The following is a 13,446-nucleotide window of genomic DNA, read 5'->3' on the forward strand; positions in this document are numbered from 1 at the left end:
TTAAATTTGAAATTCTTCTTATTAACACAATCTCTCTAATAATGTCCTTAGAACACTTGGAGTAATCGCAATATAAATAAAAACCATTCTAAAACTATTCCGAGCAAAAGGCAATAAAAAAGTTTCCATATATAAATAGAGAAAACGCTTTCATAATTGTGGGTAATAGAATATGATAATTATAGAAGGATATTTTAGAGGAGGAGAAATAAATGGCAAGATCGTATAAACATATGGAAACATCCGTAATTCATGAAGGCTATGACTCAAAGGAAATGTTAGGTAGCCTGACTACACCATTGTTTCAAACCTCAACCTATACGTTTGATACAGCAGAACAAGGGGAAAGGCGTTTTGCTGGAGAAGAAGAAGGCTATATTTATTCAAGACTTGGAAATCCGACCGTAAAAGTTCTAGAAGAAAGAATTGCAGCACTCGAGAATGGAGAACGTGGACTTGCTTTTGGTTCTGGTATGGCTGCTGTGTCTGCGGTGTTAATTGCTTTAACGAAGGCGAATGATCATGTGCTTTGTTCTGTAGGACTGTATGGCTGTACATTCGGACTTTTATCGATGATGAAGGAAAAATATAATATCTCTCATAGTTTTTCCACCATGGAAACAGAGGAGGAAATTCGCTCACAAATTAAACCAGAAACGACTTGTATTTATGTGGAAACTCCGATTAATCCGACGATGAAGCTCATAGACTTGGAGATGGTCGCTCGAGTTGCCAAGGAATATGACATTCCAGTAGTAGTGGATAATACATTTGCATCGCCATATTTACAAAATCCGTTAGAATTAGGCTGTGATGTTGTTCTCCATAGTGCGACAAAGTACATTGGTGGCCATGGGGACGTAATAGCAGGGCTAGTCGTTGGGAAAAAAGAATTTCTAGATGAAGTTGCGATGACAACATTAAAAGATATCGGTGGTGTTATGTCTCCATTTGATGCCTGGCTATTACTAAGAGGTTTAAAAACATTACCAGTTCGTGTGGACCGTCATTGTGATAACGCAGAAGAGATTTTTAAACGACTAAAATCCCATCCTAATGTGGAAGCAGTCTATTATCCTGGAGATAATACACATCCAGACTATCACATTATGAAGAAACAAATGCGTCGTGGTGGAGGCGTAATCTCATTTGAAATAAAAGGAACAAAACAGGATGCACAGCAGTTTCTAAATAATCTCTCCTTCTTAAAAATAGCTGTTTCCCTTGGTGATGCGGAAACATTAATTGAGCATCCAGCAACGATGACACATGCAGTCGTTCCTGGAGATTCACAACGGGATATGGGGATTACCGACCAGTTAATTCGCCTATCTGTTGGATTAGAAGCATGGCAGGACATTTGGCAAGACTTGGAGCAAGCATTAAATAAAATTACAGTTAGCTTAGACGCTTACTCCAAGGCTTAAGAGTCCCGATAATAGTTTCTTTAAAGTCGCGTTTAATCACTTTTATAATTCCATTTGCGACTTCTTCATTTGTAAGCCACCTAGGGGAATCATTTTCATCTACAAATCCTAAATATACACGTCTGTATTCACATGGTTTGGGTACAGTCGTGTTTTCTTTTACAAAGAATGAAGAGCTGCCTTGAATGTGAATTAATTTCCATGGGTCTGTTCGAGTGCTTACCTCCTTTAAAATCATTGGAAGGGCATTTGGCGCAGAATTATGCATGTAACTAATAATTAAGTCTGGGCAACATCCATGTTGCTTAATAGCTTCCCTTACTTTTTCTTGTAAAGTTTGATCATCATGATAATCAACGGCTAATGAAAAGAGTTTTTCCGGATATTCACTATTTTTCTTCATTTGATCAAAAAGGTGCTGATGTTTAGTGACGACATACACATCATAGCCTTCTTCCGTAAGCCAATGACAAACTCCATCTAACATGCCAATTCCACCAAACACAAAAGCAAATAGAGATTTATTACTCACGATTTTAACTCCCTTCTGTTATAGTATTTAATAGGATTAGATATTGTGTAATCAACGTATGCTATAGTATACGGAATTGACTAATTTCTACTAGTTTCTGTAAAATTTGATTTTCTATGAATCGGATAAAGGGGATATCAAATGGACATCATGCCCTACTTGTTAGTAGCATTTATTATTTTTAACATTGCCCTTGGGTTCTCTATTGTATTCTTAGAGCGTAAGGATGCATCGGCAACATGGGCATGGCTTATGGTACTATTATTTATCCCAATTGCAGGTTTCTTCTTATATTTAATTTTTGGAAGAAGGCTTAGTGGGAAGAGACTGTTTACTTGGGATGCCAAGGCAAAATTAGGGGTTAAAAAGATCGTTCAATCACAACTTAGAGCCATTGAAAATAATGAGTTTGAATTTAATGATTTAGAGGAGTATCAAGACTTATATTATTTACATTTACGAAATGATGATGCGATTTTTACCCAAGATAATGATGTGGATCTTTTTGTTGACGGAAAGGAAAAGTTTAAGTCGTTGCTCCTGGATATGGAGAAGGCAAAGGATCATATTCATCTACTTTATTACATTATTAGACATGATGAATTAGGCCAGCAAATTTCGAACATGTTAATACGAAAGGCATCCGAAGGGCTCGAGGTAAGAGTATTGTACGATGCACTCGGTACAAGGTACTTAAGGCCAAAATATCTTCGGAAGCTTAAAAAAGCTGGAGTACAATTAGAAGCTTTTTTCCCTTCTATTATTCCAAAAATTAATTTTAAGATAAATTATCGTAACCACCGTAAACTTGCCATTATTGATGGGCAAATCGGCTATATTGGTGGTTTTAATATTGGGGATGAATATCTAGGGAAGAGTAAAAAGTTCGGCTATTGGCGAGATACGCATTTACGTGTTCGGGGAGCAGCAGTACAAAGTATGCAAACTCGTTTTATTTTGGATTGGAATCAAGCCTCTAAGAAAGATATTGTCTATGATGATAGATACTATTCCTCTATACCAGCAGGTAAAGTTGGTGTGCAAATTGTTTCCAGTGGCCCAGATTCCGATTGGGAACAAATTAAGAACGGCTACATAAAAATGATCCTGTCCGCAAAAGAATATGTATACATTCAAACACCTTATTTTATACCAGATGAAAGCTTACGAGACGCTATTCGAATTGCGGCACTTTCTGGTGTAGATGTAAAGATAATGATACCAAATAAGCCAGACCATCCTTTTGTCTATTGGGCAACCCTATCTTATTCAGGGGATATGCTGGAAGCTGGGGCAGAAGTGTATATATACCAAAATGGTTTTTTACATTCCAAGACAATTGTTGTGGATGGGAAAATTGCCTCGGTTGGAACAGCGAATATTGATGTTAGAAGTTTTCGATTGAATTTTGAAGTGAACGCATTTTTATATGATCGCACACTGGCAAAAAGACTTGTAGATGCTTTTCACGTTGATGTGGAACATTCGACACAGATGACGAAAAAGCTCTACGAAAAACGGTCTATTGGCATTCGTATTAAAGAATCTGTATCCCGCTTGTTATCACCAATACTATAATTACTGTAAACATAAATGGAGTGAACTAAGAATGGAAAAGAAACCATGTTCGAGCTCTTTGGCAGTAAAAACTTCTCATGTTCTGCCACCAGATACGAATTACCATGGCACATTATTCGGAGGAACGCTAATGGCTCATATTGATGACGTTGCCGCAATAAGTGCTGTTAGACATTGCCGTAAACCAGTCGTCACGGCCTCAACGGATTCGGTTGATTTTATTAAACCAGTCAAACAAGGTAATTCAATTTGTGTGGAAGCATTTGTAACATGGACTCATAATACATCGATGGAAGTATTTGTTAAAGCTGTTACAGAAGACCTTCTTACTGGAGAAAGAAATGTATGTGCAACGGCCTTTTTAACTTTCGTAGCGGTAGACGAAAATCTACGTCCCGTTCCAGTTCCTGAAGTATATCCAGAAACAGAATCAGAGAAGTTTCTACATGAAGGTGCACAATTAAGAGCAGAGCGTCGTAGGGAACGCAGAGCCTATTCAAAGGACTTTGCCAACCGATTTGGAACGACGTATCCTTGGAATAAATAAATGTTATGGAGAAGAAGCCTATTTATGTAGTGCTTCTTTTTTTGTTGGGTGATAAATAGCTAGTATACCTCGTTAAGGAGGTTGTAGAGTTTCTTCTTGGTAGAAACCCGGCATTTATAAAGAATGATGGCCGAGAGAGCGCTTGTCACGGAAGAAAGTTGGAGATTTATGAAGAAAGAAAGCCAAGAGAGCGCTTGTCACGGAAGAAAGTTGGGCATTTATGAAGAAAGATAGCCGAGAGAGGTGCTTTCACGGAAGAAAGTTGGGGATTTATGAAGAAAGAAAGCCGAGAGAGCGCTTGTCACGGAAGAAAGTGGAGCATATATGAGGAAAGATAGCCGAGAGAGAGCTTGTCACGGAAGAAAATGGAGCATTTAAGAATAAAGACAGCCGAGAGAGAGCTTGTCACGGAAGAAATTAGAGCACATATTAAGAAAGAAAGCCGAGAGAGTCCCCATCACGGTAGAAACTGAACAAATATGATAAAAATTAAGCCGTGAGGAGTCTCTTCACAGCAAAAAATGACCATGAAGATTCAACAACAGTCGTGATGATTAGCCTAGGTTAAATTGCTCTTGTTAGATAAACCTCAATTAAAATATCATATTCACATGAGGGATATTTTTATAATTGGTTATGCTAAGTAGTAGCATTCAAATCAATAAGATAGTTTGGAAGGGGAAATAATGTGGAATTTATAGAGAATCTCGTAGGCCATGCCAATGATTTATTGTGGTCCTATATCCTTATAATTGTATTAATTGGCTTAGGACTATATTTCACGATTCGAACAGGATTTGTACAGTTTATTAATTTTCCGGAGATGCTTCGAGTCATATTTGACAAACGAACTATTGATGCTTCAGGTAAGAAGGGGACCTCTTCTTTCCAAGCATTTGCGATAAGTGCTGCTTCCCGTGTAGGAACAGGAAACTTAGCAGGTGTCGCATCTGCAATAGCTGTTGGTGGTCCTGGTGCTATATTTTGGATGTGGGTTATAGCTTTATTAGGTTCCGCATCCGGATTTGTAGAGAGTACACTTGCACAAGTATATAAAGTGCCAGATAAACATCAGTATCGAGGTGGACCAGCATATTATATGGAAAAGGGACTGAAGAGCCGTGTGCTCGGAGTCGTATTTGCTATTACAATTACCTTTACATATGGGTTAGTGTTTAATTCGGTACAGTCAAATACGATTAGTCTAGCTTTTGACGGTGAATTTCCAATTACGAAAACCGCAACAGCAATCATTCTAGTCGTAATGACTGCTGCAGTTATTTTTGGGGGACTGAAGTCGATTGCAAATGTTTCGCAAGTAATTGTACCGGTTATGGCGATCATCTATTTATTAGCAGCCTTATATGTTGTGCTTACCAATCTTACTATCATTCCTGAATTATTTTCGTTAATCTTTGCCAATGCATTTGGTATAAAAGAAGTTGCTGGTGGTGGATTCGGAGCAGCGATTATGATGGGAATTAAACGAGGACTATTTTCCAATGAAGCAGGTATGGGTAGTGCACCAAATGCTGCAGCTACAGCGGAAGTGTCCCATCCTGTAAAACAAGGATTAATCCAAGCGCTTGGAGTTTTCTTTGATACCCTTCTCATCTGTTCGGCAACAGGATTTATTATTATAACTGCTGGTGGTTATGCTGGAAGTGATTTAGACGGAATTCAGTTAACACAAGCAGCATTTTCTCAACATGTTGGAGACTGGGCAGGTGCCTTTCTAGCAATTGCTATATTCCTCTTCGCCTATAGTTCCATATTAGGGAATTACTATTATGGGGAAAGCAATATTGGGTATCTTCATACAAATCCAGTCTGGTTGTTTATTTATCGGATAGCGGTTTTAGCAATGGTCGCTTTTGGAGCATTGGCAAGCTTTAATTTTGTTTGGGCGCTAGCTGACTTAACGATGGCGATTATGGCTCTAATTAACCTTTATGCGATTACGAAGTTATATAAGATTGTTCATGTTGTATTAAAGGATTACCGTGATCAGCGAAAAGCAGGAAAAGACCCTGTATTTGACCGCAACATATTAGAAAATACAGATGGTATTGAATTCTGGGAGCCTGGTCAAGTGAAAGGTAAGGACTAATTAAAAGAGCGTTCACTAATTTGCAGTGAACGCTCTTTTACTTAACGAACTCTCCGTCTCGGCCAATTCATCCCAATTAAAATGACACTAATGAAAGTACTGACAGGAAATGCTGGGGTATGATATCCTTCTCCATAATAGTTCGTATAACTTATTGCAAGTGAACTATTATTTAGTAAGAAAGTTTCGTAATGACTTCTATCCTCATAATGAAATGCATCTTCTTTTACTTCACCAGTTTCATTTATTTCATAGTACGTGTAAGATAAATCATCTTCTGAAGACATCATCATAACAATAAACTTCTCACTTTTATCATTATAATCCGTTATTCGAAAAATGGATAACTGCCCATAATAGCGATCAATCCCTTCCCAATCTATGCGAATAGGGGAATCCTCAAGTTGTACGAGCATATTATCTTTTAGTAGAACAGTAATGTCACCAATCATAATTTGATTCTTCCAATGGTCTATTTTTGCTGTTTGGTTTTCTTGAATTTCCTCAACTATTTCTATACCGGAAAACTGTTGTCCTCTTGAAATGGTATATCGTTCTATAAATTCCTTCTCTTTTATCTCTTCTAAAGTCACAAATACAGTAAACGGAATGGTTATGATAAATAAAATGAGACCTGTTGTAAAAAGAGTAAAACGATTGTTAAATTCTTTTAATCGAATTAATTCATCAATCCCCCAAATTGAAATAGCTACCAGTGTTGCGGCAATTAAAAACATATCAAGATGTAGACCTAGGATGGAAACATCGATGTTGCTTGGTACGATGATTCCAAATAAGAGCCCAAATCCGAGATGAATGAGAAAGGCAGTTAATAATCTTTTATGTCCATCATAACGTTTGGCAATATAATCCGATAATAATGTAACGGTCCCTCCATAGAGAACAATAAAAGGAAAAGCAAATGGAAGCAGTTGAAAGATATAACTTATTAATTCGGGTAAATTCATCTTAATTTGTGCAGACATTAATACCAACAGCATTAACCCAATTATACTGCCTACTATAATGGAAGTTATCTTACGACGTAACATAATTAAATTCCCCCTCCTAATATTGAGACGAAGCCCAAAGTCGAATGGTCACTTTTATTTCTTTATTCCTATTGAAACCTCACAAGAAAACGCTTACAATAATAATTGTAGGAAAATTTAAATAATGGAGTATGGTCATGAGAAACGGTCATGTGCATATAAAAATAAATACAAATATTGTAGGGGCTATGGATCAATCCAAGCCTCTTTTTTAATGTCTTGCTTTACTCCATTACAGTGATACAACAAAGGAGTGGGAGAATGGTTGTCATAACGGGGAAGGACTTAACATTAGATGATATAAAACGTGTTGTATTTCAGCGGGAGAAAGTGAAGTTGTGTGACAAACAGAAGATAAAAATTACGGAGAATCGAAGTGCTCTTAAGAAGATGATTGATTCGAAAAAAGTCATGTATGGCATAAACACAGGGTTCGGGAAGTTTAGTGATGTCATTATAGATGAAAAAGATATAGATGATCTCCAATTGAATCTGATTCATTCTCATGCATGTGGTGTAGGAGAACCGTTTGATGAAAATATAAGTCTCACCATGGTGTTATTGCGGGCCAATGCACTGGCACAAGGCTATTCAGGAGTACGTTCAATATTAGTAGAATTTTTACTTGAATTAGTGAATGAAAGGATTTGTCCTGTTATCCCACAGCAAGGTTCCCTCGGAGCAAGTGGCGACTTAGCACCACTTTCCCATTTGGCTTTAGTATTACTTGGGGAAGGAGAAGTTTTCTTAGATGGCAGGCGGCTAGTAACGAGTATTGCTTTTCAGAAAAAAGGAATGGTGCCAATCACTTTGAAGGCGAAGGAAGGTCTTGCATTAATTAATGGAACTCAAGCAATGACGGCTACAGGGGTTATAACGTATTTGGAGATGGAGAAATTGATGTATCAGAGTGAATTGACAGCTGCGATGACGTTTGAAGGATTAAATGGGATTGTTGATGCATTTGATGAAGAGTTGCATGACGTGAGAGGACACGAAGAGCAGATTGCTGTTGCAAGTAGAATACGCTTGATGCTAGTAGATAGTAAACTGACGACAACTCAAGGTGAACTTCGTGTCCAAGACGCCTATTCCTTACGCTGTATTCCACAAGTACTTGGAGCATGTTGGCAGACGCTTCATTATGCAAAAGAAAAACTAACAGTCGAAATCAATGCGGTTACGGATAATCCATTAGTTTTCTCAGCGAGAAACCAAGTTATCTCAGGAGGGAATTTTCATGGGCAACCGATTGCGTTTGCGATGGATTTTATTAAGCTAGGCATTGCTGAATTGGCTAATATGGCAGAAAGAAGAATTGAACGGCTTGTCAATCCACAGTTAAATGATTTACCAGCATTTTTAAGTCCGAATCCTGGCCTTGAATCAGGTGCAATGATTATGCAATACAGTGCCGCATCGCTCGTTTCTGAAAATAAGACGTTAGCACATCCTGCTAGTGTGGATTCCATTCCGTCATCTGCTAATCAAGAAGACCATGTCAGTATGGGAACAATTGCAGCTCGGCACGCATTAATGATGCTACAAAATACAAGAAGAGTGATCGCAATTGAACTAATTTGTGCTATGCAAGCTGTTCAATATCGAGGCATAGATAAACTTTCTTCCATGACAAGAGACTATTACAACAAGGCAAGACGAATTGTTCCTAGTATAACGAAAGATCGAATTTTTTCTAATGATATCGAGAGATTAACGAAATGGCTAAAAGAATCAGAGGAAAGTGATGTTACAAATTCAAAAGGAGAGGTGAAAGTGTATGAATAAGATAGTTGTAAGGGCAAAAAAAGGGTTAGATTTGGAGTGCAAAGGATGGGAGCAAGAAGCGGCATTACGAATGCTTTACAATAATTTAGATCCTGATGTAGCCGAAAACCCAGATGAATTAGTTGTTTATGGTGGAATCGGCAAAGCGGCGAGAAATTGGGAAGCATTCCAAGCAATTGTAGATACGTTACGACAGCTGGAAAATGATGAGACAATGTTAATTCAGTCTGGAAAACCAGTCGGTGTTTTTAAAACACATCGTCATGCCCCGCGTGTTTTATTATCTAATTCCGTACTTGTACCTAAATGGGCGAACTGGGAGCATTTTCATGAATTAGATAAAAAAGGACTTATGATGTATGGACAAATGACTGCTGGGAGTTGGATTTATATTGGAACACAAGGGATTTTACAAGGGACATATGAAACATTTTCTGCTCTAGCTAAAAAACACTTTGGTGGGTCTTTAAAGGGGACAATAACGTTAACGGCTGGTTTAGGTGGAATGGGAGGAGCACAACCTCTCGCAGTAACGATGAATGAAGGGGTTGCTATCGTAGTAGAAGTAGATGAGAAAAGAGCAGAGAAACGGCTGAAAACAAAATATTGTGATGTAAAGACGACAAATATAGATGAGGCAGTTTCTTTAGCTAATGAAGCTAAGAGAGATGGGAAGGCTTTATCTATTGCCTTAATCGGGAATGCTTCAGAAGTCCACCACGAACTACTCGACAAAAATATTACGATAGATATCGTGACGGACCAGACTTCAGCACATGATCCATTAAATGGGTATATTCCTCTAGGCTATACACTAGAAGAAGCGGCACTTTTGAGAGAACGTGATCCTAATAAATATGTGAAACTAGCTAAGCAGAGTATGGCAAAGCATGTCGATGCGATGTTAACGTACCAGGAGCAAGGTTCGATTGTTTTCGACTATGGAAATAATATTCGACAAGTTGCTCTGGATGAAGGGATAATGAATGCATTTAATTTTCCGGGCTTTGTTCCAGCGTATATTCGCCCATTATTTTGTGAAGGAAAGGGTCCTTTCCGCTGGGCAGCATTATCTGGTGATCCAGAAGATATTTATAGAACGGATCAACTAATTAAAGAACTTTTCCCAGAAAATGAGGCATTAATTCGTTGGATCGATATGGCGCAGGAACAAGTCGAGTTTCAGGGCTTACCATCACGAATTTGTTGGTTAGGCTATGGGGAACGGAAAAAGATGGGGCTTGCTATTAATGAACTCGTCCGTACTGGAGAACTAAAGGCTCCAATTGTGATTGGAAGAGATCATTTAGATTGTGGTTCTGTTGCTTCGCCGAATCGAGAAACAGAAGGGATGAAAGATGGCAGTGATGCTGTTGGAGATTGGGCTGTATTAAATGCATTAATTAACACTGCAGCAGGTGGGTCATGGATTTCCTTCCATCACGGTGGTGGAGTCGGAATGGGCTACTCTCTTCACGCAGGAATGGTGGTTGTAGCGGATGGTACAGATTTAGCCAAGGAAAGGCTGGAGAGAGTGCTAACAACAGACCCAGGTATGGGGATTATTCGCCATGCAGATGCAGGATACGAGAAAGCAAATGAGTTTGCAGATGAACATAATATTACAATTCCGATGAGGAGGAAGTGACGTGGAAGTAGATATATTGATTACAAATATAGGCGAATTATTAACGATGGATAAAGAAGGGCCAGTAAAAGGGAAGCAAATGGCGGAACTACCTGTACAGACGGATATGGCCATTGGGATACAGGGAGGTAAGGTTGTTTGGATTGGGAAGTCTGAAGAATCTACTAGTCTCTCGTCATCTCAAATTATTAATGCGAAAGGTAGATTAGTAACTCCAGGGTTAGTAGAGGCCCATACCCATCTTGTTTTTGGTGGGTCACGAGAAAAGGAGCTTGCTTTAAAACAACAAGGGGTACCGTACTTAGAAATACTTAAACAAGGCGGAGGTATTCTTTCTACTGTTCGCGCAACCCAACATGCAACCTACGAAGAACTGTTAGAAAAAGCATTATTTCACCTTGACCGAATGGCCATGCATGGTATTACAACGGTAGAGGCAAAGAGTGGCTATGGATTAGAGAAGGATACAGAGCTGAAGCAATTAAAAGTAGTGCAGGAAGCCGCTAAAAAACATCCACTAGATATTGTATCTACGTTTTTAGGAGCACATGCAATTCCAGCCCATTACAAGGATGACCCAGAAGCATTTTTAGAAGAGATGTGTGAGCTATTTGATGAGATAAAACGAGAAAACTTAGCAGAATTCGTGGATATTTTTACGGAAACCGGTGTATTCACTGTAGAACAATCAAGACGATACTTATTAAAGGCGAAAGAAAAAGGATTTGGCCTCAAGATTCACGCTGATGAAATCGATCCGTTAGGTGGGACAGAGCTTGCGGTAGAAGTAGGAGCAATTAGTGGGGATCATCTAGCAGTAGCAACAGATGAAGGAATTGAAAAACTAGCAAACTCTGAAACAATTGGTGTCATCCTACCAGGGACGAGTTTTTACCTTGGAAAAGACGATTATGGTCGAGCAAGGGAAATGATTGACGCTGGGTGTGCGCTTGCGATATCAACCGATTTTAATCCAGGCAGTTCAGTTACGGAAAACTTGCAATTAATTATGTCTATTGCTGCCCTAAAGTTAAAACTTTCTCCAGAAGAAATTTGGCATGCTGTTACCGTGAATGCAGCTTATGCAATTGGAAGAGGAGACGAAGCGGGAACTATTGCAGAAGGAAGAAAGGCAGATATCGTCATTTGGGATGCACCTAATTATTTATATATTCCTTATCACTACGGGGTAAATCACGCGAATACAGTTATTAAGAATGGAAAAGTCATTTATGAAAGGCAGGAGATACGATGAAGGACATCCGTTATTTAAAACCTGCTGGAAAAGCAATCTTTCAAGATCGTTATACAAAAAAAGCGAAAGAACTTTTGAAAGAATGGAAGGATAGTGAGGAAGGAGCATATGGCTTAGTTGGACTGCCATTATCTAAACCATCCATTAGCCACTCTGGAGCAGCCTTCGCTCCAGGAACAATCCGAGATGCATTACAAAGTTATACCGTCTATTCTGGTGAACAAAAGTTAGTTTTAAAAGACGATATAATTGATTTTGGTGATTTTGACATGCATCCGACTGATATTGTCCAAAGTCAGATGAGGCTGTATGAAGGATTAAAGGATATTTTCCAAACCAATACAGTAAAAAACTGGTTTTTACTAGGAGGTGATCATTCGGTAAGCTATTCTGCTATTAAAGCATTCCATAAAACATATTCTTCTGTAGGTGTCATTCAATTGGATGCCCATCATGATTTACGTAACATAGAGGATGGTGGACCCACAAATGGTACGCCATTTCGCCGGTTATTAGAAGAGGAAATATTGGATGGACATAACCTTGTCCAAATCGGTATCCGAGATTTTACAAATGCATTGGCATATCATGAATATGCAACAGAAAAAGGGGTTATCGTATACACGATGGAGGATATTCAAACACAAGGAATTCGATTGATCTTGAAGGATGAGATTGAGAAGCTATCTAAGCGAGTAGACCACATCTATCTGTCGGTTGATATGGATGTCCTTGACCAAGCATTCGCTCCAGGTTGTCCAGCTATCGGACCAGGTGGAATGGATAGTATGACATTATTACAAGGTATTACCTACGCAGCTCAATTTGAAAAAGTTACCGCCATGGACATCGTAGAAATTGACCCAACAATCGACTTTCGGAACATGACAAGCAGAGTAGCAGCTAATGTATTATTAGCATTTATGAAGGGAAAGGATTTGGAGAAAAGATGGGCTGTTAAAGAAGGAATAAACTAATTTAGCTATATGAGCTACGGAAATAAACGGAGACTCCTGCGGGAAGCAAGGCATAGGTGAGACCCCACAGTGCGCCAGCACGAGGAGGCTCACCAGCCGCCCGCGGAAAGCGGAGTTTATTTCCGTAGCGGGTCAGATGCGCACATATTAATTATTAGGCAAATCTTTTATTCAGCCTTCAACTTCCTCAGGCGTAACCCAATCATCTGCCCATTTCTGAATATCCTCAATTACCGGACGTAGGGATTCCCCTTTCTTCGATAATGAATATTCAATCCGAACAGGAAACTCAGAATATATATTACGATTAACGATACCTTCTTGTTCTAGCATTTTTAGACGATCCGAAAGCAGTCGTCCACTAACTGGTAAATTAGATTCCATTTCAGAAAAGCGCTTAGGGCCATCAAGTAATTCAAATAAAATTAAACCAACCCAGCGTTTGCTAATAATTTGCATCGCTTTTTCAAAACGTGGACATAATTCACTCATACGATCCACCTCATCAATTGTTTTCACTTACTTACAAAAA

11 protein-coding genes are annotated in these 13,446 nt (G+C 38.8%); 8 read left to right on the top strand and 3 right to left on the bottom strand.

The window, feature by feature from the left end:
- Window positions 1-212: 212 nt before the first annotated feature.
- Window positions 213-1,427 (top strand): methionine gamma-lyase, encoded by a 1,215-nt coding sequence (gene megL, locus IEV35_RS02115; protein ID WP_188383043.1) that lies wholly within the window; start codon window positions 213-215, stop codon window positions 1,425-1,427.
- Here the strand turns inward: megL and IEV35_RS02120 are convergent.
- Window positions 1,399-1,959, bottom strand: coding sequence for a Rossmann-fold NAD(P)-binding domain-containing protein (locus IEV35_RS02120; protein WP_188383044.1), 561 nt, complete (start codon window positions 1,957-1,959; stop codon window positions 1,399-1,401). The genes megL and IEV35_RS02120 overlap by 29 nt on opposite strands.
- A gap of 141 nt (window positions 1,960-2,100) precedes the next feature.
- Here IEV35_RS02120 and cls point away from each other — a divergent pair, with 141 nt between their 5' ends.
- The 3 genes from cls to IEV35_RS02135 all read left to right on the top strand — a co-directional run bounded on the left by cls (window position 2,101) and on the right by IEV35_RS02135 (window position 6,194).
- Window positions 2,101-3,537, top strand: a complete 1,437-nt coding sequence (cls, locus tag IEV35_RS02125) for a cardiolipin synthase (RefSeq protein WP_188383045.1) — start codon at window positions 2,101-2,103, stop codon at window positions 3,535-3,537.
- Window positions 3,538-3,568: 31 nt separating this feature from the next.
- Window positions 3,569-4,084, top strand: a complete 516-nt coding sequence (locus IEV35_RS02130; protein ID WP_188383046.1) for an acyl-CoA thioesterase — start codon at window positions 3,569-3,571, stop codon at window positions 4,082-4,084.
- A gap of 688 nt (window positions 4,085-4,772) precedes the next feature.
- Entirely contained in the window at window positions 4,773-6,194 is a 1,422-nt protein-coding gene (locus tag IEV35_RS02135; RefSeq protein ID WP_188383047.1) for an alanine/glycine:cation symporter family protein, read from the top strand.
- Between the two features lie 41 nt (window positions 6,195-6,235).
- Here IEV35_RS02135 and IEV35_RS02140 read toward each other — a convergent pair whose 3' ends face one another.
- Window positions 6,236-7,246: a hypothetical protein gene (locus IEV35_RS02140; protein WP_188383048.1), complete on the bottom strand. Its 1,011-nt coding sequence runs from the start codon at window positions 7,244-7,246 to the stop codon at window positions 6,236-6,238.
- Between the two features lie 261 nt (window positions 7,247-7,507).
- Here IEV35_RS02140 and hutH point away from each other — a divergent pair, with 261 nt between their 5' ends.
- Genes hutH through hutG form a run of 4 tightly spaced genes read left to right on the top strand, consistent with a single transcriptional unit; the run spans window position 7,508 to window position 12,914 of the window.
- Window positions 7,508-9,034 (top strand): histidine ammonia-lyase, encoded by a 1,527-nt coding sequence (gene hutH, locus IEV35_RS02145; protein ID WP_188383049.1) that lies wholly within the window; start codon window positions 7,508-7,510, stop codon window positions 9,032-9,034.
- Complete coding sequence (hutU, locus tag IEV35_RS02150) at window positions 9,027-10,682, top strand: urocanate hydratase (RefSeq protein WP_188383050.1); 1,656 nt, start codon at window positions 9,027-9,029, stop codon at window positions 10,680-10,682. Before hutH ends, hutU begins: the two co-directional genes overlap by 8 nt.
- A gap of 46 nt (window positions 10,683-10,728) precedes the next feature.
- Window positions 10,729-11,937 carry an imidazolonepropionase gene (gene hutI / locus IEV35_RS02155; protein WP_229740623.1) on the top strand — a complete coding sequence of 403 codons (1,209 nt, stop codon included), beginning with the start codon at window positions 10,729-10,731 and terminating at the stop codon, window positions 11,935-11,937.
- Window positions 11,934-12,914 carry a formimidoylglutamase gene (gene hutG, locus IEV35_RS02160; protein WP_188383052.1) on the top strand — a complete coding sequence of 327 codons (981 nt, stop codon included), beginning with the start codon at window positions 11,934-11,936 and terminating at the stop codon, window positions 12,912-12,914. The genes hutI and hutG overlap by 4 nt, the downstream gene beginning before the upstream one ends.
- Before the next feature lie 171 nt (window positions 12,915-13,085).
- Here hutG and IEV35_RS02165 read toward each other — a convergent pair whose 3' ends face one another.
- Window positions 13,086-13,406, bottom strand: a complete 321-nt coding sequence (locus IEV35_RS02165; RefSeq protein ID WP_188383053.1) for a winged helix-turn-helix transcriptional regulator — start codon at window positions 13,404-13,406, stop codon at window positions 13,086-13,088.
- Between the last annotated feature and the right edge of the window lie 40 nt (window positions 13,407-13,446).

The organism is Ornithinibacillus halotolerans (genome assembly GCF_014637405.1).
Classification (GTDB): Bacteria; Bacillota; Bacilli; order Bacillales; family Amphibacillaceae; genus Ornithinibacillus; species Ornithinibacillus halotolerans.

Coding starts and splice junctions, on each gene's coding strand:
- hutG (WP_188383052.1), top strand. CDS start 11,934: ATGAAGGACATCCGTTATTTAAAACCTGCTGGAAAAGCAATCTTTCAA.
- hutI (WP_229740623.1), top strand. CDS start 10,729: ATGGATAAAGAAGGGCCAGTAAAAGGGAAGCAAATGGCGGAACTACCT.
- IEV35_RS02130 (WP_188383046.1), top strand. CDS start 3,569: ATGGAAAAGAAACCATGTTCGAGCTCTTTGGCAGTAAAAACTTCTCAT.
- hutH (WP_188383049.1), top strand. CDS start 7,508: ATGGTTGTCATAACGGGGAAGGACTTAACATTAGATGATATAAAACGT.
- cls (WP_188383045.1), top strand. CDS start 2,101: ATGGACATCATGCCCTACTTGTTAGTAGCATTTATTATTTTTAACATT.
- hutU (WP_188383050.1), top strand. CDS start 9,027: ATGAATAAGATAGTTGTAAGGGCAAAAAAAGGGTTAGATTTGGAGTGC.
- IEV35_RS02165 (WP_188383053.1), bottom strand. CDS start 13,406: ATGAGTGAATTATGTCCACGTTTTGAAAAAGCGATGCAAATTATTAGC.
- megL (WP_188383043.1), top strand. CDS start 213: ATGGCAAGATCGTATAAACATATGGAAACATCCGTAATTCATGAAGGC.
- IEV35_RS02140 (WP_188383048.1), bottom strand. CDS start 7,246: ATGTTACGTCGTAAGATAACTTCCATTATAGTAGGCAGTATAATTGGG.